Origin of the sequence: Pseudomonas sp. URMO17WK12:I6, assembly GCF_003253625.1 — a bacterium.
In the GTDB taxonomy this organism is placed as follows: domain Bacteria; phylum Pseudomonadota; class Gammaproteobacteria; order Pseudomonadales; family Pseudomonadaceae; genus Aquipseudomonas.
Genome location: NZ_QKYZ01000002.1, coordinates 464,740 through 486,350, shown reverse-complemented (window position 1 = coordinate 486,350; position 21,611 = coordinate 464,740). Strand labels below are relative to the sequence as shown.

Annotated in this window: 13 protein-coding genes and 5 pseudogenes; 8 read left to right on the top strand and 10 right to left on the bottom strand. The window is 57.3% G+C overall.

Features of this window, described 5'->3' with window-relative positions; genetic code table 11:
* Window positions 1-303 precede the first annotated feature (303 nt).
* Together F475_RS05885 and F475_RS05880 are read left to right on the top strand one after the other, a co-directional pair.
* Window positions 304-1,067, top strand: a pseudogene (locus F475_RS05885) (ParA family protein).
* 166 nt (window positions 1,068-1,233) lie between these two features.
* Window positions 1,234-1,449, top strand: coding sequence for a hypothetical protein (locus tag F475_RS05880; protein WP_111453398.1), 216 nt, complete (start codon window positions 1,234-1,236; stop codon window positions 1,447-1,449).
* Between the two features lie 41 nt (window positions 1,450-1,490).
* Here F475_RS05880 and F475_RS30210 read toward each other — a convergent pair.
* Together F475_RS30210 and F475_RS30630 are read right to left on the bottom strand one after the other, a co-directional pair.
* Window positions 1,491-1,625: pseudogene (locus F475_RS30210) on the bottom strand (hypothetical protein); the annotation flags it as partial.
* A 263-nt stretch (window positions 1,626-1,888) separates the two neighbouring features.
* Window positions 1,889-2,008 (bottom strand): annotated as a pseudogene (locus tag F475_RS30630) (sulfate ABC transporter ATP-binding protein); the annotation flags it as partial.
* 137 nt (window positions 2,009-2,145) lie between these two features.
* Between F475_RS30630 and F475_RS05860 the strand changes: the two are divergent.
* Window positions 2,146-5,592 carry an adenylate/guanylate cyclase domain-containing protein gene (locus F475_RS05860; protein WP_111453396.1) on the top strand — a complete coding sequence of 1,149 codons (3,447 nt, stop codon included), beginning with the start codon at window positions 2,146-2,148 and terminating at the stop codon, window positions 5,590-5,592.
* Between the two features lie 10 nt (window positions 5,593-5,602).
* Window positions 5,603-6,652, top strand: coding sequence for a patatin-like phospholipase family protein (locus tag F475_RS05855; protein ID WP_111453395.1), 1,050 nt, complete (start codon window positions 5,603-5,605; stop codon window positions 6,650-6,652).
* Between the two features lie 398 nt (window positions 6,653-7,050).
* Here the strand turns inward: F475_RS05855 and F475_RS05850 are convergent, their stop codons facing one another.
* From F475_RS05850 to F475_RS05820, 7 genes and pseudogenes are all read right to left on the bottom strand, one after another.
* Window positions 7,051-7,935, bottom strand: a complete 885-nt coding sequence (locus tag F475_RS05850) for a DMT family transporter (protein ID WP_111453394.1) — start codon at window positions 7,933-7,935, stop codon at window positions 7,051-7,053.
* A gap of 157 nt (window positions 7,936-8,092) precedes the next feature.
* Window positions 8,093-8,414: pseudogene (locus tag F475_RS05845) on the bottom strand (glycine betaine ABC transporter substrate-binding protein); the annotation flags it as partial.
* 145 nt (window positions 8,415-8,559) lie between these two features.
* Complete coding sequence (locus F475_RS05840) at window positions 8,560-9,681, bottom strand: mandelate racemase/muconate lactonizing enzyme family protein (protein WP_111453393.1); 1,122 nt, start codon at window positions 9,679-9,681, stop codon at window positions 8,560-8,562.
* Window positions 9,668-10,786 carry an alcohol dehydrogenase family protein gene (locus F475_RS05835; RefSeq protein WP_256597066.1) on the bottom strand — a complete coding sequence of 373 codons (1,119 nt, stop codon included), beginning with the start codon at window positions 10,784-10,786 and terminating at the stop codon, window positions 9,668-9,670. Before F475_RS05835 ends, F475_RS05840 begins: the two co-directional genes overlap by 14 nt.
* A 454-nt stretch (window positions 10,787-11,240) precedes the next feature.
* Window positions 11,241-11,450, bottom strand: a pseudogene (locus F475_RS30625) (hypothetical protein); the annotation flags it as partial.
* A gap of 288 nt (window positions 11,451-11,738) precedes the next feature.
* Window positions 11,739-13,007 carry an integrase arm-type DNA-binding domain-containing protein gene (locus F475_RS05825; RefSeq protein WP_111453392.1) on the bottom strand — a complete coding sequence of 423 codons (1,269 nt, stop codon included), beginning with the start codon at window positions 13,005-13,007 and terminating at the stop codon, window positions 11,739-11,741.
* Between the two features lie 153 nt (window positions 13,008-13,160).
* Window positions 13,161-14,075 carry a LysR family transcriptional regulator gene (locus F475_RS05820; RefSeq protein ID WP_111453391.1) on the bottom strand — a complete coding sequence of 305 codons (915 nt, stop codon included), beginning with the start codon at window positions 14,073-14,075 and terminating at the stop codon, window positions 13,161-13,163.
* 268 nt (window positions 14,076-14,343) lie between these two features.
* Here F475_RS05820 and F475_RS05815 point away from each other — a divergent pair, with 268 nt between their 5' ends.
* The 4 genes from F475_RS05815 (at window position 14,344) to pgm (ending at window position 20,670) form a co-directional block, all read left to right on the top strand.
* Window positions 14,344-15,366, top strand: a complete 1,023-nt coding sequence (locus F475_RS05815; RefSeq protein WP_018926017.1) for a zinc-dependent alcohol dehydrogenase family protein — start codon at window positions 14,344-14,346, stop codon at window positions 15,364-15,366.
* 588 nt (window positions 15,367-15,954) lie between these two features.
* Window positions 15,955-17,445 (top strand): hypothetical protein, encoded by a 1,491-nt coding sequence (locus F475_RS05810; RefSeq protein WP_111453390.1) that lies wholly within the window; start codon window positions 15,955-15,957, stop codon window positions 17,443-17,445.
* Between the two features lie 67 nt (window positions 17,446-17,512).
* A complete protein-coding gene (locus F475_RS05805; RefSeq protein ID WP_064618032.1) occupies window positions 17,513-18,913 on the top strand; it encodes a PLP-dependent aminotransferase family protein in 1,401 nt (466 codons plus the stop codon).
* 110 nt (window positions 18,914-19,023) lie between these two features.
* The gene (gene pgm / locus F475_RS05800) at window positions 19,024-20,670 is read left to right on the top strand and encodes a phosphoglucomutase (alpha-D-glucose-1,6-bisphosphate-dependent) (protein WP_064618030.1); all 1,647 of its coding nucleotides are present in this window, start codon (window positions 19,024-19,026) and stop codon (window positions 20,668-20,670) included.
* A 154-nt stretch (window positions 20,671-20,824) separates the two neighbouring features.
* Here pgm and F475_RS05795 read toward each other — a convergent pair whose 3' ends face one another.
* Entirely contained in the window at window positions 20,825-21,520 is a 696-nt protein-coding gene (locus tag F475_RS05795; protein WP_018926013.1) for a pirin family protein, read from the bottom strand.
* Window positions 21,521-21,611 lie beyond the last annotated feature (91 nt).

Below are 21,611 nucleotides of genomic sequence, written 5' to 3'. Positions count from 1 at the left end.
ATCCCAACTGAAACGGGATCAATGCGTAGCGGGGCGCGCTTCTGCTGCAAAGACTGCGCCCATAGTTGCAATGAAGCGTTTTGCTAAACGGTCATCAACCCCCCTCTCAGAGTCGTTTGTAAATCCTCACTCTGTTGGCGCCGATTCCATTGCTATTACGTTGTATCGCCAAGCCATCCCTCTAGCCCAGGCCTTCCGTCAATCGCAGTCGTAAAACTGAAACATTACGGTCATAGAATTGACACGACTTCTTACACCTTCTTTCAGTCGGCCTTCGGCCTTTTTCATGGATGAGCAAGCCCCATGCGTCGTGTTGTATTCAATCAGAAAGGGGGCGTTGGAAAATCCAGCATTGCCTGCAATCTTGCCGCAGCGAATGCTGCCGAACGCTGCTGGTTGATCTCAATCCTCAGGCAAATTCGACACACTATCTCACGGGCCTGATCGACGAGAGCATCCCTTCGGGGATCGACGACTTCTTCAAACAATCACTATCCGGCGGCTTCGAAGGCAGAAGGAATCGCGTGGTCATAACCGAGACCTCTTACGACAACCTTCACTTGGTGACTGCTAGCTCCGACCTGCCAGACCTCCAGTCAAAACTCGAGAGCAAATTCAATATTAATAAGCTGCGCAAGTTACTGGTTGAACTGTCCGAGGATTATGAGCGCATCTATATCGATACACCTCCGTCACTTAACTTCTACACATTCAGTGCCCTGGTGGCTGCGGACAGTTTGATGATCCCATTCGATTGCGACAGTTTTTCTCGCCAGGCGCTGTATCGCGTGATCGAGCAGGTAGAGGAACTACGTCTTGATCACAATGAATCACTGAAAGTAGAGGGGGTGGTGATCAACCAGTTCATCGGTCACACCAGCTTGCATCAAAATCTCGTTGATGAGCTGTTGGCCGAAGGTTTGCCTGTGCTACCGGTTTATCTGAGCAGGTCCGTCAAGATGCGTGAATCTCATGAAGTGTCAGTCCCCATCATTCATTTGGCCCCTCGGCATAAGCTTACGAGGGAGTTTTTCGGTTTGCTGGATGCTCTGGAGCGAGCCGTTTAGCTTCATCAATGACGGGTTGCTACAAGCGTAATCGACCCATCAGGTTGTCCCTCCAGCTAGCGTCAAATGAGCCGGAGCCGGTGATTCAAGCCAGTTCGTGCAGCTGAAATACTGACGAAACATTCTGGCCATATGATTCGCGTCACTGAAATCCAGGGAGTTGGAGATGAATCGACCATCAAGAAGCATGCGCAAACTGCTCGACTCGGTCGCCACTAACAATGAGGTAGCGGCGCTCGATATGATGCGCGCAGTAGAGCAGCTCCAAGACGAAGTGCTACGCCAACGGTTGCTCAACATGATTCACCGACTCAATCAGGACGCTATTGACTTACGAACGGCGCGTGACGACATCCAGGGCGGAGCCATAAAGCTCGCGTGATTGGGCTCAGTGACGTCTCTTGGTCTGTATGCCTGATGGGTACCGAAGATTTTCAAGGCCCGTTTCAGGTTGTAAACGAACACGTTCAAGCTCATTTCTGCGCTTACTCCGGCAAGCTTTCGGGTCAGGAAGTGCGCCGCACCCATCCATTGTTTGAGCGTCCCGAACGGATGCTCATTGTGCACTCGAGATAAAACGGCCATTTGAGTCTTCGCGCTGCCAGGCGCCGCCCAATGCTTTGAAGGTGGCCACTGCAGCGCACTTGATGAGCGCGTGAGCGAACTATGACGAGATATCTGCGATCGCGGCAAGTGAGCCATCTGCCGTCCGTAGTTACCGCAGATCTGTCTCAACGAAGTTCGTGCGCGCCGTGATGGGGCGCGTGCCTTGGTTGCTCAGGGCGTCAATCCTTATGACCATCGCAACGATCTGCGAGTCAGTCCAGCTGCACCATGCTTAGCAGTTCGTGAACTTTTTCGGGGATCTGATTTTCGCTGGGGCGCTGGTTCTTTGGCTTGATGCGCAGGTAGAAGGCGACGTTGTCGAAGACGGTTTTATAGTAAGCACGCGAAATATTTGGCACTGTGGAAATCGACGTCAGGACCGGGGGAGAGTGTTTCGTCCGGTCGCGTCTTGCCGCTAGCGGGTTCGGCGCCTAATGTTAAATAGAAGGCACCAGGCAAGGGAGGGGGTCGTATGCGCTGTGCAAACTGCGGATTCGAGAATCCTTCCGGGGCCAGCTTCTGTGAAGCGTGTGGCGCCAAGCTGTCTAGCAGCTGTCCGCGCTGTGGCCACGAGGCGGGCTTGTCCGCCAAATTCTGCAGTGAATGTGGCGCGTCGCTGACCGATGCGCCTGCTGTGTCATCACCGCGCTCGCGGCCTGTTTCAGGGCCTTCTTCAGAGCCCATTCATTACACGCCTCACCATCTTGCCGAGCGCATCCGCGCCGAACAGGCGGCTATGGAAGCCCGGGGTGAGACCGCCGGCGAGCGCAAGACCGTTACGGCGCTGTTTGCCGACATGGCTGGCTCCATGGCGCTGATCCACAACCTCGATCCGGAAGAGGCCCAAAACCTGATCGAGCCCGTCATTGCGCTGATGATGGAAGCCGTCCACTACTACGAAGGTTACGTGGCCAAGTCGCTGGGCGATGGCATTCTCGCGCTGTTCGGCGCCCCCATCGCCCATGAAGATCATCCGCAGCGGGCGCTGTATGCGGCGTTGCGCATGCAGCAGGCGATACGTCGACATAGCGACCGCATTCGTCTGGAGAAAGGCATTCCGCTGCAAATCCGTGTTGGCGTCCACACCGGAGAGGTCGTCGTGCGTTCGATCCGCACGGACAATTTGCACACCGATTACGATCCGGTCGGGCACACCATCCATATTGCGTCCCGAATGGAGGGCATCGCTGCGCCATCGTCGATCCTGGTGAGCGAGTCCACCCACAAGCTGGCAGAGGGCTATTTCGAGTTCAGGACGCTGGGGGCCACCCAGGTCAAAGGCATCCCCGAGCCGCTCATCGTATACGAGGTGCTGGGTGTCGGCGCGCTGCGCACGCGCCTGCAACTGGCGGCACATCGCGGACTGGCCAGATTCGTCGGCCGCCAGGTAGAGCTGGACCACCTGCAGCAGGCGCTCGATCAGGCCAAGGCGGGCCACGGACAGGTCGTCGCGGTGGTGGGCGAGGCCGGGGTCGGGAAGTCGCGGCTGTTCCATGAGTTCAAGGAACGCTCGCGGCGCGGCTGTCTGGTGCTGGAGACGTTCTCGGTATCGCACGGCAAGGCTTTTGCCTATTTCCCGCTCATCGAGCTCCTGAAAAGCTATTTTCAGATCACTGCCCTGGACGATGAGCGGCGGTGTCGGGAAAAGGTAATGGGCAAGGCCCTGACGCTTGAGCGCAGTTTCGAGGACCTCGTGCCCTACCTGCTCTATCTACTGGGTATTGGCGAACACAGTTCGGCGCTTGCGGAAATGGATCCTCAGATCCGGCGCGATCGCATTTTCGCCGCGATTACGCAACTTCTGGCGCGCGAGAGCCGCGATCAACCGATCGAGCTGCTGTTCGAGGACCTGCAATGGCTGGACCGCGAGACCGAAGCATTCCTCGCGTGCCTCATCGACCGCGTGGCGAGTGTCCCGATCCTGCTCCTCGTAAACTACCGGCCCGAGTATCAGCCTGCATGGACGCGCGCGGGTCATTGCAGCCAGCTCCGGCTCGAACCGCTGGGCCCGGCCGAAGCCCAGGGACTGCTCGCGGCACTGCTTGGGGACGATCCCACTCTCGTCCCCCTCAAACAGCTCATCCTGGAGAAGACGGAGGGCAACCCCTTCTTCATGGAGGAAGTGGTCCAAACGCTGGTCGAGGAGAAATCGCTGCTTGGCGAACCCGGTCGTTACCGGATCGAGCAAACTCCAGCCGCACTGCATATTCCCACCACCGTGCAGGGTGTGCTCGCCGCCCGTATCGACCGGCTCCCCGTTGCGCAGAAGGAATTGCTGCAGACGCTCGCCGTCATCGGCAAAGAGTTTGCGTTCAGTCTGATCCAGCGCATCTATGATGGACGGGGCGCTCGGATGAGCGACGATTTGCGCGACCTGCTGGGACGACTGGAAGCCGCGGAGTTCATTTACCAGCGGCCCGCATTTCCGGAGGTCGAATATTCGTTCAAGCATGCGTTGACCCAGGAAGTCGCGGGCTACTCGCTACTCACGGAACGGCGTAGTGCACTGCATGAACGCACGGCGCAGGCTATCGAGGCGCTGTTCCCCACCCGTATAGCGGATTACTTAAGCGAACTGGCGCACCACTACAGGCTAAGCGGCAATGTCCCGAAGGCCGTGGAGTACCTGCAGCGTACCGGGCAACAGGCGCTCCAGCATTCCGCCCATCTCGACGCAATGCGTCACCTCGGCGCAGCGCTGGAGTTGCTCGAGCATTTACCCGACACGCCCGCGCGTGCTCATCAGGAACTGACGTTGCTGCTCTGCCTCGGGCCGGCCTTGATGGCCGTGCGAGGCTATGGTGCGCCCGAGGTCGAGGCCACCTATACCCGTGCACTGGCGCTATGCGCGCAAGTAGGTGACGACTCGCTTTTCCCTGCGCTGCTGGGGATGCGGACTTACTACGAATTGCGTGCGCAATACTCAACGGCATGCGAGCTGGGTGAACGATTGCTCAGTGCTGCGCAAACTACGCAAGATCCGGATTTGCTCGTGGAAGCCCATGCGGCACTCGGGGCGACATTGCTTTTCCAGGGGGATCTGCGCAACGCTCTTGAACACCAGGAGCGGGCGCGTGTCCTCTACAACCCGGACCGTCATCGCACACATGTCATGACGTACGGCATGGATCCGGGCTACTCCCTGACATTTTCGGCCTGGTGCCTTTGGTTTTTGGGGTTCCCCGATCAGGCAAGCACGCGCGGCCAGGAGGCCCTTGCTCTGGCCAATAAGATTTCCGACCCGTTTGGCTTGGCCTTTACCTTGTCGGCTACATCGGTACTGGGACAGGTTCGGCATGACGTACGACTCGCCGAAGAGTGCGCTGATGCCGCGATCAAGCTTTCACTCGAACGAGGGTTTCCGTTTTACTTGGCGTGGGGGACTATCCTCCAAGGTTGGGCTTGCACTGAGCAGGGAAACGTTGACGAGGGAATTGCTCGGATAACCGAGGGTATTACCACTTACCAGTTAGCCGGAGCAGAGCTTGGATGTTCCTATTTTCTGGCCCTGCTGGCCGCAGCACACGGGTGCGTCGGGCAACCGCAGGCAGGATTGAATACCGTGATCGACGCTCTGGCTATGGTGAACAGAACAGGTGAGCACTTTTACGAAGCAGAGCTGTACCGGCTCAAGGGCGCTCTTACCCTCCAATGCCATGGCGAAGACAGACAGGATTCTTCCCAGCAGGAAGCGCAAGCATGCTTTCAAAAGGCGATCTCGGTCGCGCGACAGCAAGGGGCAAAGTCACTCGAACTACGAGCTACAGTGAGCCTTGCTCAGCTATGGAAAACACGAGACAAGGAGGCGGCCAGGCAAATGCTGGCTCAGATCTATAGCTTCTTCACCGAAGGCTTCGACAGCGTTGATTTGCTACAAGCCAAAGCGCTGCTCGATGCGTGGGCACCAAACGTGGGGTGAGCGACCCAGAATGATCATGAAGAACGGAGCGCGTCGGGGCAGTGAAGTGCGTAAGTCGGTCGCGCTGGCTTTACAGGGCGGCGGGATGCACGGCGCGTTCACCTGGGGCGTGCTCGATCGGTTGCTCGAGGACGGCAGGCTTGCCATTGAAGGGGTGAGCGCAACCAGTGCCGGTGCGATGAATGCCGTCGTGCTGGCTTACGGCATGCTGCAGGGTGAAGAGGCCGGCGCGCGCCAGGCGCTGCATGATTTCTGGTCCGACGTGGCGCAGTCCGCCGAGCGTCATAACCCGTTGCGCTGGGCGCCATGGTTGAAAGGGACGCACAGTTTCGGGCTGGACTATTCGCCCATGTATGCGTTTGCGGACATGGCGCTTCGTATCTTCTCGCCTTACCAGTTCAATCGCCACAACTTGAATCCGCTGCAGGAGGTGCTGGAGAATCAGGTCGATTTCGCCGCCTTGCGAAAGCAATGCCCGTTCCACCTCTATCTGTGCGCGACCAATGTCGAGACGGGGAAGATACGCATCTTCTCGGACGAGGACGTCTGCGCCGAAGCGGTGCTTGCTTCGGCCTGTGTGCCGACATTGTTCCAAGCGATCACGATCGACGGACAACACTACTGGGATGGCGGCTATATGGGAAACCCAGCCATTTTTCCGTTGATCTACCACTGCAATACGCGCGATGTGGTGATCGTTCACATCAACCCGCTCGTCCGCCCGGGCGTGCCCATTACAGCTGCCAGCATCCTTAATCGCATCAATGAAATCAGCTTCAACTCGTCTCTGATGCGTGAGATGCGCACCATCGCCTTTGTCACCGACCTCATCCAGCAAGGCAAGGTTGATCGAGACGAGATGAGGGAGATGCTGATCCACTCCATTCGGTCCGACGAATCAATGTGCGCGCTTAGCGTGTCCAGCAAGTACAACGCGGGCTGGGACTTCCTTTGCGGACTGCGCGACAACGGACGACGCGAGGCCGAGGCGTGGCTCAAGGAGAACTACCGCAATATTGGCGAACGGTCGAGCATCGACATCCGACAGGAATTTCTTTGAACGATGGGATGAGATGGGAAAAGGTGGCTGGCGTTTGCCCAGCACTTGGGTAGGAAGGAAGGTGCTATTGATAACCTGACGTTATCGAGGCTGTCTAGATAAATCGCCGTTGTGTAGTTGCGACATTTTTTGTATGGCTTGGACTAGGTTGGATATTGAGTTACAGTCCGAAGCTTTCACCGATGTATTCTCTATATTGTGTTTATCGAAGTATCTTCCAGAATTGCGTGTTAATAGTCCGGATATTGAGTTCAAACTGATTGCTACTCAGAATCTCGTGACTGGGGAGCCTGGCATATAGCCGGATTTGATAATTCAAGGACTCACTAGATTGGGGGTGGGGGATGGGTATAAGCGCTATCAGTAGCTAGTCTGGATGCAATGTTTGATTGTGTTTTTTAGGCGGGCTTGCTCCCTTTGAGCAACGCCCAGGCTCCACTCATGGTAATGATCACCATACCGTAAAGGCTGAGCGTTTCGGGGATGTGTTGAAAAATGATAGCTCCCAGAATCGTGGAAAAGAGAATTTGGCTGTAACTGAAAGGCGCCAGGACCGCCGGCGCCGCGTAGCGGAAAGACTGCGAGAACAATAGGTGTGAAACCATTCCAAGGGTGCCCAATGCTCCCATCATGATCGCATCATTCATGGTCGGGGTAACCCAGAAGAAGGGCACCAATAGCGACATGACTCCCGTCGCGAACAACCCGCCCAGGAAATTACTGGTGATCGCGCTGTCATACGCGCTGAGTTTGCGTGTAAGCAATTGGTACAGCGCAAAACACAATGCTGAGCAGAAGGGTAGCAGAACCGCCAGGGTGAATAGGTTACCGCCTGGTCTTACGATGAAAAGTGTCCCCAGAAATCCTGCCAGTGCTGCATAAATCTGCCGGGATGACACTTGCTCCCCCAGCAGTGGAGCCGACAGCAGAATCACCAGCAGGGGGGCGAGGAAGTGGATGGACGTGGCTTCTGCCAAGGGCAGGTAATGCAGGCTGGAGGTGAAAAATAAACTCGTCGCAACCAGGCAGCCCCCGCGAAGGAGCTGCAACTTGAGGTTGGCTGTCTTGAACAAAGCTGTTCCGGCCTTTGGTAGAAATAGGGTGGCCATCAGCGCGGTGTGCACGGCGTAGCGTGCCCACACAATCAGTATGACGGGGTAGGCCGATGTCAGGTATTTGGAGATCGTATCGTGTGAGGAAAACAGGAACGTCGCCACGATGATCAGCATAAAACCTTTGTAGGAAGTACTGTCCAAAGCAACTTCTGATCGGAGGGTCGTCATCGCCTATACCTGAGTGCATTCAATTAAAACAAAATCGATTGCTGCATGCGCAGCGGCGCGACCTGCCAATCAGACGTGATTCGTTATTGCTGAGCGGCGGCTCTGGCATCCTGCAGCCAGCCATCGAATGCCTGACGGTTCTGCGCTATCCACTCTCCATGTTCTCGTCACCGCCTGCTTTCAGGTAGAACGACGTGCAGGGCTTTCCAGTTATGGACAGTGAAGTCGGCATCGCCGTAGGCCAATGCGATATACATAGCGGGAAACTCTGTTTCCTTGGGTTCTGTGACGTTGTACCCCAGCTCCTTCAGGCCAGCGACAGCAATCTCGCCTCGAAAGCGCTCTTCAGCAATGGTCGGGAATATCGGCGTAATGGAAACGCCGGCGCCAGGCTTGCTGGCATCCGCCGCATGGGCTGACAAAATGCTGAGTACGGCTAAGCTACTCACTGCCCATCGTGCAATCAGAGAACGTTTCATGCTCACCACCTTTCTTTTAGTTTATTTATTGGCCGGCCTTGGCAGATAGTCGATTTCCAAACGGGTAGCTCGCAGGAGCTACCCTGTTCGGACACTTCTTGCATACACGCCCGATGCTTTTCGAGCGGCAAGTAAGTGCGCTGAATCAACGATAAATGGCTACCGGTGAACCGATAACATCCCGATTGATTTCAATACCCAGGCCAGGCGTCAGCGGTGCGCGAATGCGGCCATCAATCACCGGAATGTCCAGGTTCGCGGTCATAGGGGTGTACATGTCGCGCAGATCGAGCACGCAACGCAGGTTGCGATGAGGGATGGTCTGCCCCAGGTGGGTCAACGAAGCAAAGGACACATAAGATCCGGCGGTCTCCTGAATGCTCATGGTCAGCCCGGCTGCAAGGCACATATCGCGCTGACGCCTTGCGCGGGTTAGGCCGCCTTGCTTGGAGACTTTCATGCCAATCCCGTCTGCGGCATCGTCGCGGATCAACTGCAAAACGGAGGCTTCATCCGTGGCCAGTTCATCCATAATCAGTGGGATGCTGGTTTTCTGCCGCAAGGCCATGTGTTCACGCCAAGTGGCACACGGCGCCTCAAGCACAAAGTCCAGGCCCGAAGGCAGCAGGTTGAGCATTCTCAGCGCATGTTCGACGGTGAGGCCACCATTGCAGTCGACGATGAAGTATTCGCCGGGACGGGCATCGGCAAGGGAGGCTTCGATGCGTGCAGCATCCAGGGCCGGTCCGCCTTCCTCGGGCGTTGCACCGACCTTGACCGAGTGGCCGAGGTAGCCTTGCTTGCGGGTGGCATCGATGCGCCGGCGCATGTCTTCAGGGTCGCCTGCATAGGTCGAATCAATGATCGGCATGGACAGCCCGGTGCTGCCTCCCAGCAACTCGCAGACCGGTAGGTTCACGGCTTTGCCGAAGATATCCCAGCAGGCAATGTCAATCGCAGCCTTGGCATGCAAATGGCCCAGGAGCGTGCTGTCCATGATGTCGTTGATGCGGTCGACCTGCCGAGGATCTCGCCCAATCAGCATGTCAGCCATTTCTTCGATGCCCGCACGAACGCCAAGCGCGTGCGCGGCAATGTAGTTAGGGCCAAAGGGTGTCGATTCACCCCAGCCTTCCAGTCCCGTGTCGGTTCGTATGCACACGAGAGTGGCATCGAATGAAGTATAAGTGCGGCCCCCGGAAAGTTTATAAACACCGCCGGCATAGGGCAGGTTTACTTGATAAACCTCAATATCACGAATCTTCATGGTGAGTCTCCCGAGGCGGCACCAAGACAAGCTTGCCGACATGTTTTTTACTGAGGAAATCTTCCTGTGCCAGGGCGATATCGCTCAGCGAATAATGTTTGCTGACCAGTGGGCGAATACGATCCGTCTCGATGTAGTTAATCAGTGTTTGAAAGACGTTATCGTCTTGCCAGGTACAGCCGTAGAAGGTCAGATCTTTTAAGTACAGAGTACGTAAGTCCAATTCCACCAGCGGGCCGGCAATGGCGCCGGATGTCGCATAGCGGCCCCCTATTTTCAGAACATCGAGAAGGGGAGGCCAAGCGGTACCGCCGACAAGATCAATGACCACAGTGACGCTGTTTTTTTCCAGGCGCTCAAGCAAGTTGTCATTACGGTCAATGACATCATCTGCACCCAGTTCGAGTATCTGGCTACGCTTGCTGTTGGACGTAATTGCAATAACGCGTGCGCCTCTGCATTTAGCCAACTGCACGGCAGCAGAACCGACACCGCCACTGGCACCGGTAATCAACACGACATCATTTGCGTTCACGCCCGCGCGCTGCATCATCAATTCAGCTGTTGAATAAGAGCAGGGGATGGACGCTAGCTCGATGTCACTCCAGTCACTGCTCACCGACCAGGTATCTGCGTCGGGGGCGACGGTGTACTGAGCGAAGGAGCCATTGCAGTCGGAGCCGTACGTCCAGCACTGGTAATTCTGGTGGTCAACCGGGGCTCTGAGCATGTTGCGAATCAAAACGCGCTGCCCAACGCGAGTCGGCGATACCCCCTCGCCGACGGCGACAATATATCCGCAACAATCGGCACCTTGAATCAGCGGGAACCTTAAGGGCACACCTGACCAGGATGCATCTTCGTTGTCGACCTCTGCGAAGCCTCCGGCGCTGCCAGCCTGGGTGTCACTACTGACCTTTTTCGAGTACCAGCCAATCCGCGTATTGATGTCGGTGTTGTTGACCGCAGCTGCGGCCACGCGCACCAGTACCTCACCTTTGGCTGGGCGTGGAACCTTCACGTCAGTGTGATACTCGAGCTTATTGGGTCCACCATGACCGGTCAGTAGAACGGCATGCATACGTTCGGGTATTGCTAAGATCATTACCTTCTCCTGAGCTGACGGAAATTGCACTACAGCGAGCCGCCACAGCAATAATCGGTTGCAGTCCGATTACTGAGCGCAGGGACGCATCAATTCGCAGCCTAAACTGAGCACTTTGTGGGTAAATGAGGGAGCGACGTCTTTTAGTTAAGGCGAGGGCATAAACGCTTCTGTGTCAGAACGACATTCAGGGCGCTTATTTGAGAAGGGATATTCCATCCCCGGTGACAACTTTGATGTTGCTCGGGATGAAATAAGAAATGTGACCCCGTTCAGTGAGCGTGGGGAGCCGAGTTATCTGATTGGTTTTATTTGTCACGTGTCTTCTCTCCTTGATGAGTAGAAGCGACCATCGTGCTGATCGTAATAACTCTGTGTGGTGCTGTGACGAAAACTAGCATTTCGCCTAAGGCGTGTACAATCACTTTAATTGCCCGCAAACGATAATCTTTAGTTATCCAAACTGCGTCTGCCGAACGCCATCAGGACGGCACCGGTTTTGCTCACTTAAGGAGCCTTGATCCAGATAATTATCAGCGCCCCGTTCACGTAAGGTCTTTTTAAGCGTGGGATACGTCCGCTCGGCGTAGAACAGAATCGAGTCACCAGTAGAGAGCAGATAGCGATCATCGTTGACGCTGATTTCCAGCACGCCCTGACACACTGCGCGGTGAAAGGCATGTGCTATACGCGAAAGGGATTGGCACTCTATCCAGCGCAGCGCTTTAAATGTAACGCTGATGAGTGTTTGTTCTTTTGGCTACAGGTGGAATCCAGTAGCTTGTCGTGGAATCACCTCCTTCTTGGCCCTTGATACCCCCCAAAAAACAAGTCCAGAATTGAGTCTTTTCCTGCTCCGGCAAGAAAATAAACCCCTTAGATTTCAATGGGTCGGACGCTAGATACGAGTCTCGTTTCCCGCTCCAATCTCTTGATGGTATTCGCCGTATTGTCAATCTATTGTCACTCGCTCTGCATTTTGCCGCAACAGGTCTAAGTAGTTCGCCCATTGCTGAGCCGCCTCCCGGCGTTGCACTAGCAGTTGCGCGCGCGCGTACACCGCCCCCAGAGCGCCTGGCATCCGGTGGGATAATGAGAGTTCGAGCACGATTGGATCGATACCTAAGTGTTCATGGGCAATCGTCCGGTAGGTAGCGCGAAAGCCGTGGGCAGTGATGTCGTACTCCGGCCAGATACGCTGAAAAGACTTGAGCATCGACGTTGGGTTGATGGGGCGACCCGGATAGACCGGCGAGACGAACACCCAACCTTTGCCTTCGTCATCCACCACGCGGGTTTTATGTAGCTCGCGCAACAGGACCAGGGCTTGCTCCGGTAGCGGCACGACGTGCTTGCTCTTGTTCAGGTGCTTGGTCTTGCTCACCACATAACGCCAGTCGGCGCCCACCAAGTCGACGTCTTCCCAGCGCATCTGCACCAGTTCGCCGGGGCGGACCGGCAACATGACCAGCAAGCGCATTGCGGTGGCAACACTGCCGTTGCTGCAGTCACCCAGTCGCAGCAGAAACCTGCCCAGGTCGGCTGGCCTTTCGATTGCCGGATTACTTGTCACGACGTGGCGGATCTTCAACTCCTCGATGTTGCTGAGTGCCACGTTGCGCTCCACCCAGCCGCGTCCCTCGGCAAAGCCCAAGATTGCTCGGATGATGGTGCGCACACGCCGGGCCATGGCCATGGTGCGCTGGCGACGTAGCTCGGTGATAATAGTGGTGATGTGCTCCAGCTTGATCTCGCTGATCGGCTTTTTGCCAATGGCAGGCAAGATGTGGTTGTTCAGCGCCCCGCGAAACCCCGCAATGGATTTGACCACCAGTTCGGCAGACTTGAATGCCAACCATTGCTCGGCCACGTACGTGAAGGTGCGCTCTTCATTGAGCAACTGTGCCTCGATCTTGGCGGTCTTGGCCTTAAGCGGGGCGATGTGGTTAGCCACGTCACGGCGTGCACCGCGGGCAATGTCGCGCGCCTCCTTCAGCCCAATGTCGGGGTAAGCACCTATCGAGAAACGGTTCTCCTTGCCGTGCAGCCGATACTTTAAACGCCAGAACTTGGAAGGGGATTTTCCGGCCTTGCTCGACGCCCTCACCTCCAAGTAGAGACCAGGGACTTCGCCGTCGGCGTGTTTGCCGGGTTGAGTGAGCGAGCGGATGAAGGCATCGCTGAGTTTTCGTCTGAAAACAGGGGCGTTATCTGGGGGCATCGGTGGGGGCACCGTTTTTTAAAAATCGAAATTTGCCCCCGATTATGCCCCCATAAGGTCTGGAACCCATTGGATTTAGACAGGCGGCAGTGGACTGAATCTATGTATAAAACCTTGTTATTAAACGGATTTATGGATTTTTGTGGAATTCCATTACAGGCTATCCGGGTCCCCGAAAAACATCTGAATCCGCGACCTCAACCACCGCTCACCCGGATCATTATCCTGCGACCCGCGCCAGGCCATGTGCAATTCAAAGCTGCGCACCGGCAACGGTGGATCTTCCGCCCGAACACCACCGGCGGCGGTCAACGCTTCGGCGGTGTAGTCCGGGACGGTGGCCACGATGTCGGTGCCGCTGATCAGTGTGCTCAGCCCGTTGAACTGCGGCACCGCCAGCACCACGTGCCGTTTGCGCCCCAGCTTCTCCAGCTCTTCATCTATAAAGCCGCTCAGGTCGCCCGCGAACGACACCAGCGCGTGGGGGCGGGCGCAGAAGTCATCCAGGCTCAACGGCCCCGGCACGGAGTCGGCTCGCAACAGTTTCGGCATGCTGCGGCGCAGTACTTTGCGCTTGGCGTTGGCCGGCAGGTCGGCGGTGTAGCTGACGCCAATGGAAATTTCGCCCGAGGCCAACAGGTTCGGCATCAGGATGTAGTTGGCCCGACGCACCACCAGCACGATGCCCGGTGCCTCGGCGCGCAACCGCTTGAGCAGCATCGGCAGCAACGCGAACTCGACATCGTCCGACAGGCCGATGCGGAACACCGCGGTGCTGGTGGCCGGATCGAATTCCGCCGCGCGACTGACCGCGGTGGAAATCGAATCCAGGGCCGGCGAGAGCAGGGCGAAGATTTCCACCGCTCGGGCGGAAGGTTCCATGCTGCGGCCGGTGCGCACGAACAACGGGTCATCGAACAGCCCGCGCAGGCGCGAGAGCGCCGCACTGATGGCCGGCTGGCCGAGGAACAATTTCTCCGCAGCGCGGGTCACACTGCGCTCGTGCATCAGTGTTTCGAAAACGATCAACAGGTTCAGGTCGACACGACGCAGGTCATTACGATTCATCTGGGGTCCTGGCAGATTCAGCAAACTTGACGTGAGCGACCATATGAGAACAATGGCCGGCGTGAATCTTACGGGGAAAGGCTGGTACTCTGCACAGGGTAATTCAGTTTTCCCTGAAAGGCTGCTTCGGTTTTTACGGCATTGGATGATGTCGCCGTCGCTGCGGAATCAATGACAGGCATGTCGACTATTAATAGCCACTGATGGTCTTGGGTAGAAAGCCCAGATAGAGTTCAGGGCATTAGAGGTTACTTTGACGAGGTTTGCGATGTCCCGCACGATCCGTTTTCACAAGTTTGGTCCAGCCGAGGTGCTCAAATGCGAAGAGCATGCGGCCGCTCTGCCTGCGCCGGGCGAAGTGCAGGTGCGTGTCGAGGCGATAGGCATCAGCTGGTACGACATTCTCTGGCGCCAGAACCTGGCCTCGTCCCATGCTCGCCTGCCTTCAGGCCTGGGTCATGAAATGGCCGGCGTGGTCACGGCGCTCGGCGAGGGGGTCGATGACCTCGCTATCGGTGACAAGGTCGCCAGCTTCCCGGCCGAAAGCCCCAACGATTATCCGGTCTACGGCGAACAGATCGTTCTGCCGCGCACGGCGCTGACCCGCTACCCGGACGTGCTCAGCCCGGTCGAAGCCAGCGTGCATTACACGCCGCTATTGGTCGCCTATTTTGGCTACACCGATCTGGCGCGCGTCAAGCCCGGGCAATTCGCTCTGGTGACCGACGCCAGTCACTGCGCCGGGCCGTCGTTCGTACAGCTGGGCAAAGCCCTTGGTGTGCGAGTAATCGCTGCGACCAAAACCGCGGACGAGCGTGAATACCTGCTGTCGCTGGGTGCCGAAAAAGTCATCGTCACCGAAGAAGAAGATCTGCTGATGCGGATCAACAAAATAACCGACAACCGTGGCGTCGATGTGGTGTTCGATGGCCTGGGCGGCCCGCAGATGTCGCTGCTCGGCGATGTGCTCGCGCCTCGCGGCAGCCTGGTGCTCTATGGCCTGCAGGGTGGTAACCAGACGCCATTTCCGGCCTGTGCGGCGTTCCAGAAGAACATTCAGTTCTTCGTGCACTGCATCGGCAACTTCACCGGCAAGCCGGAGCTGGGCATCCTCCAGGATCAGGCCGCACTGCAACGTGCCCTGCGCGACATCAACCAGTTGACCGCAGACCATGTGCTGCTGCCACTCAAGACTCGGGTATTCCCGTTTTCCCAGTTTGTCGAAGCACACCGCTACATGGACGAATGCCCATGCCGCGAACGGGTCGCCCTTGAGGTCGAGCCTGTCTGAGCTCTTCGTACGAGCCCCCTTGTATAAACCCCTCTGGAAAGGTCCGTGCAGGCACGGACTTTTCCGCTGTCAAAACCTCCAAAATGAGACATCCCATCGATCCCTCGGTGGGGCGGTTCAGCAACTGAACTGGTTTTTGCTCTCGATCTGTATCTTCTAATCATTATGTAAGCCCTGATAATTGAATGATTATTTCATCTCAAGGAAAGAGTCATGGCTGGGTATCAGGTTGAAACTTTTCAACGCGCATCGGCAATACATGCTCAACAAATAATTCGACGCCGCTCGGCGGTCATACATTTACTGGCAACTTCTTTCTTTATTTCTTGTATTACACGTCTGTGGGATGTTGTCGGAAATTTCCTAGGACATCGCTCGAGGCCGAAAAACACCCGTCCTGCCTGGCGTTGCGGCTGTATTGCCCTGTTTGGGGTTCTCGAGACATGCAACCATTTCAAATAATTACAAAATGCTTAAGTGCTAGCATTTGATAACAACCCCGGCACCCCATTCATGACAGGCAATCCGTCGCGCAGTGCATGTAATTGTTTGCGTGGCGTCGAACTTATGAGTAACAGGTAAACAATGATGACCCATACCCATGAACAGGCAATGAATTATGTTTATCAACAAGTACTGCAGCGCTTGCTGAGCTTTTTCTCTCGCGCCGAGCGCACGGCATTGCAACTGATGATTCAGCGCCTGGTGGTGTCGGCTGGAGGTATGGAGCGTATCGGCGATTACAAGGTGTTGGCGATCCAGTCCGGGTCCCGTGACAGCTGCTACACACTGGCGCTGCTGCGCGCCGCGCAACTGAGTATCGCCGGTCGGGCACCGGCGACATTTCAGCTGCGAGTGGCCACTTTGCGCTTGAATGGTACGGCTGCGACAGCACTGGAAAACATCCATCGCAGCAGCAGTGCATTGTTTCTCTACGACGATCCCCGGGTCGAAATGTTGATGGTCGATAATCGTGAGGTCCTGCCGTTCAATCACTTGGCGCCAATCTCCGATGCCGGCCGCGAGTCGAATCGGCTCAATCTGCTGATGGTCGGGCACCGTCGGGCCTGGAACGGGCCGCTTGAGTTGTGGGACGACGGGTACCTGGCCACAGGTGATTTTTATGGACAAATTGCCCGCTGGGACAACGGCGTCGATGTCATGGTCAGCAGCGATTCACCCCGTCGGCAGGCGCAGTTTATCGAGGGTTTGAACCGTGCCGCAGCCAAGGCCGGGCTTGCGCCGACGAGCCGCCATGAAACGGGCTACGAGGGATTGTTCGCGCGCCTCGATGAACTGGGCAGCGACTGCTATCGCGAGTTTTATCCCGACTCTGCTCAGGCTGCGTGGCGTCCTTCCGAGCGCTTTGAGGCCTGCCGTCGCACGACCTTCATCGACATCCACGACATGCTGGTCAGCAACCTGGAGGAGCGCTGGCCGCTGCTCACTGACTTCCTCGGCTTCCAACCTGACGAACTGACGGCTCAACTCAGTGATAACGACTATGTCAGTCCGTCGATATCCGCGCACCTTCGCGGCTTGCAAGCGCGCTTTGTACACGGTCGCACCTACGAAGAGGGGGTCAGCGAATACCTGCAGCGGGTGTTGGTGATGATGCGTCGTAAACAATTGCCCGAGCGCTTTTGCGAGCAGGCAGTGGAGACCTTCGGCAATCCGCTGACCATGGCCGATCAGCGCGGATTGGCGACAGCCGAGGCACAAAAAAGTCTCGGTTTGAGTGAAGCCCAACTGGTGTGTCTGCTGTTCGCCCCGTTTGTCGATAACGGCGCGGCCCTGGAGCATTTTCTTCGTCAATGCCATCCCGGCATGCTGGTAGCGCTGCCGGAATTGCACCGGGCGATGCAGGGCGGTCCGGCACCCGAGCAGGTTCTGCAGTGGATGGTGGATGTCAGCGGGTTGCCGGTCAGCCTGATCGGTACGCTTTACCGCATGAGGCTGGTGGTTCGGGATGAGGGTAGGGTGCCAGGCACGGAAAGCGGCGACGCGGGCGTGCAAGTCGAAGACATGGACCCCGAGAATGAAGCAGCAGTGACTGGCGAATGGTCGATGGGCCAGTGAATGTTCCTGGTTTGGCGGACGCATCAAGAGTGCGTCATGACGTTCGTAGCGTGTTCGGTCATCACCCATGAAAGGATCACGAGATTCCGATTTCGCGTACCAGGCGGTGTACCGCTACCTGAACAATCTGATCAATGAGCCGGGCAGTGACGTGCGAGTGCGCCTGCCCTCATTGCGGCAGTTGGCGGATCGTTTGAGTGTGTCGATCTCGACCATTCAATACGCCTATTCGCTGCTGGAGAAGGAAGGACGCATCTATTCGGTTGCCAAGTCAGGCTATTACGCACTGCCGGTGTCTTCTATCGGTCTTCCCGGCAGCGGTAAAGACCTGCTCGAAACGGTCTATGTCAACGCCAGGCGCCCCGGCATGCTGGTGTTGAGCGCCGATGAACCGGCGTTGTTACAACCCCTGGACAGCCCGTTGTTGTTGCTGGAGAGAGAATTGCTGCGCCAGTATCCGCGCCAGCCACAACCGTCTTCACAACCCTGCGGCGAGCTGGAACTGCGCACGGCCCTTGCGGCACGCTACACCACTTCGCCGACACGCTGCTGGCATGCCGATGATGTCTATATCGGCGCAGATATGCGCGGCGTACTTGAAATATTGATCGCCGTTCTTGAGCTCAAAGATTCGGTGGTGGTGGTCGAGTCGCCGTGCGACTGGGTGATTCTGCGCTTGTTCCAGGACGCAGACGTGCAGGTTGTCGAGCTGCCGCTGCAAGCCTGTGGTGGCCTGGATCTCGAACAGCTGAGAGAGCTGCTCGAGACCGGGCGGGTGCGACTGATGATGCTTTCATCGGGACTGAACATGCCGCGCGGGAGCGTGGCGCCTGACGACAACCGGCAGTCCACTGCGCAACTGCTGGGACGGCATGGCTGTTGGGTGTTGGAAAACGATTGTTACGGCGAGCTCGAATTCGAGCCGAGCGGCTTGCGGTTTCGCGACCTGGTGGACCCTGATCGGCTGATCGTGTTTTCCACTTTCGAGAAAATCATCGGCTCGGAGGCGCCCTTTGGTTACCTGCTCTCGCGACAACTGCGTGCCGAACTGCAACGGCACTTTCTGCTGCGGGCATTCCGTTTGTCGCTGATTCGTCAGAAAGCCATCGCGCGGCTGTACAGCAACGGACGCATCGATCAACACCTGCTGGTGTTGCGTCGACTGCTCAAGGAACGCATGGTGCTGATGACCCAACTGCTCCAGGAGCGTCTGCCGGAATCGCTGCATTTCGTCGAGCCCCAGGGCGGGGCGACGGTGTGGATTCGCTCGTTGCGCCAGGTCAATGTACATCGAGTGTTCCAGAGACTGCTCAAGCAGCAAGTGGTCATCGCACCGGGGGAGTTGTTCAGTTTGCAGGGCCTGCACGCGCAGCACTTGCGCCTGAGTCATACATTCGGTGGCGACCACGAGCTCGTCGCTGCACTGGGGCTACTGGGGGATGCCTTGCGTCTGGAATCGATCGATTGAGCCGAGGTGGAAGAGCTCCTCGGAACCTGACATTCGATAACGTCGCGCAACGGCCAAACTGTCAGTAAACTGCGCTCCTATCCCGAACCACTCTCTCTCAGAGGTTTTGCATGACACTCAGTCCTTTTGCGGGCAAACCGGCACCGGCAGAACTGTTGGTCGACATCCCGCGACTGGTAACGGCCTATTACACCGGCCAGCCCGATGCAGCCATTTCTACCCAGCGCGTTGCCTTCGGCACGTCCGGACACCGAGGTAGCTCGTTCGACTTGAGTTTCAACGAATGGCATGTCCTGGCCATCAGCCAGGCGATCTGCCTGTATCGCGAGGCCCAGGGCATCGATGGCCCGCTGTTCGTCGGGATCGACACCCACGCGCTGTCCACGCCGGCCGGTGCCAGTGCCCTGGAAGTGTTGGCGGCGAACGGTGTCACGGTGATGATCGCCGAAGGCGACGAGTACACCCCGACGCCGGCCATTTCCCATGCGATTCTTTGCTACAACCGCGGGCGCACTTCAGGCCTGGCGGACGGCATCGTCATCACGCCGTCCCACAACCCGCCGCAAAGTGGTGGCTACAAGTACAACCCAACCAACGGCGGCCCGGCCGATACCCACATCACCAAGTGGATCGAAGCCAAGGCCAACGAGTTGCTGGCAGCCAGGCTCGCCGGCGTCAAACGCATCAGCTACGAGCAGGCCCTGAAGGCCAGCACTACCCATCGTCACGATTACCTCAACACCTATGTCGCTGACCTGATCAACGTGATCGACTTCGACGCCATCCGCGATGCGAAGCTGCGTCTGGGTGTCGATCCGCTGGGCGGAGCAGGGGTGCGCTACTGGTCGGCGATTGCCGAGCACTACCGCCTGGACCTGGAAGTGGTGAATAAACAGGTTGATGCAACGTTCCGTTTCATGACCGTCGACTGGGACGGGCAGATCCGCATGGACCCATCGTCCAGCTATGCCATGCAAGGCTTGATCGGCCTGAAAGAGCGTTTCGACGTGGCGTTTGCCTGCGACCCGGACCACGACCGTCATGGCATCGTGACCCCGTCCGGTGGTTTGCTGGCGCCGAACAACTACCTCGCGGTGTCGATCGACTACCTGTTCCAGAACCGTCCACTGTGGCGGGCCGATGCGGCCGTGGGTAAGACCGTGGTCAGCAGCGGCTTGATCGATCGCGTCGCCAAACGCCTGGGCCGTCGTCTGTATGAAGTGCCGGTCGGTTTCAAATGGTTTGCCGACGGTCTGTTTGACGGCTCCCTGGGTTTTGGCGGTGAAGAAAGCGCCGGTGCATCGTTCCTGCGCAAGGACGGCAGTGTCTGGAGTACCGACAAGGACGGTTTGATTCCGGCGCTGCTGGCCGCTGAAATGACCGCTCGCACGGGCCGTGATCCAAGCCAGGCCTATCGCGCGTTGACCGATGAACTGGGTGAGCCGTTTTCGGTACGCGTTGATGCCAAGGCCAACCCTGAACAGAAAGCACTGCTGAGCAAATTGTCGCCGGACCAGGTCACTTCGACTCAACTGGCGGGCGAAGCGATCCAGAGCATCCTCAGTCATGCACCGGGCAACGACCAGGCCATCGGCGGTCTGAAAGTCATGACCGAGAACGGCTGGTTCGCGGCGCGGCCGTCGGGCACCGAGGACATCTACAAGATTTACGCAGAAAGCTTTGTCAGTGACGACCACCTGAAACAACTGGTGGCCGAGGCTCAGACACTGGTAGATGGCGCAATTTCTGCGAAGTGATTGAAAGTCCTGTGGTGAGGGAGCTTGCTCCCTCGCCACAAATGAAATTGTCTAGTCCTGAAGCTGGTGTAAACCTTGTTCAGGACGGGACACACAGCCAAAAAAAGGGGCGACCATCAACGGTCGCCCTTTTTTTTGCCGCGCATTTACCGCCTCAAGCCACATCTACCAAGACGATTTCGCTGTCTTCGATCGCAGTCACCCGCAACACTTGCTCATCGGCAACCGCGACCCCGTCTCGAGCTTGTGCGCGCAAGCCATTGACTTCAATCGCTCCTGTCGCTGGCACCAGATAAGCGCGACGGCCACTGTCCAGACGATATTCAGCCGTTTCCCCGGCTTTCAGGTTGGCCGCCACCAGACGTGCATCGGCGCGAATCCGCAGGCTTTGATCGTCGCCGGCCTTGCCACTGGCCAGGGTCACGAAGCCTTCGCGCTGGCCTTTGGGGAAGGGCTTGGCGCCCCACGACGGTGCCAGACCGGTTTCGTTGGGGATGATCCAGATCTGAAAGATCCGGGTCTCGGTCGCTTCCAGATTGTACTCACTGTGGGCGATCCCGGTGCCGGCGCTCATGACCTGCACATCACCGGCTTCGGTACGGCCCTTGTTGCCCAGGTTGTCCTGGTGGGTAATCGCGCCTTCACGAACGTAGGTGATGATTTCCATGTCCCGGTGTGGGTGTTGCGGGAACCCGGTGCCGGGGGCAATCACGTCATCGTTCCACACCCGCAGGTTGCCCCAGTTCATGCGTTTGGGGTCGTAGTACTCGGCGAACGAAAAGTGGTGATGGGCATCCAGCCAGCCATGGTGCGCGCCGCCCAGGGAGTTGAAAGGTCTGAGTTCAAGCATGATCGTCTCCTGAAAAAGGTTCGTCATGGGGGCAGAACGTCTGAGCCACAAACGAGAACCGGTGGTTGATGGTCAGTATCATCCATCAGGT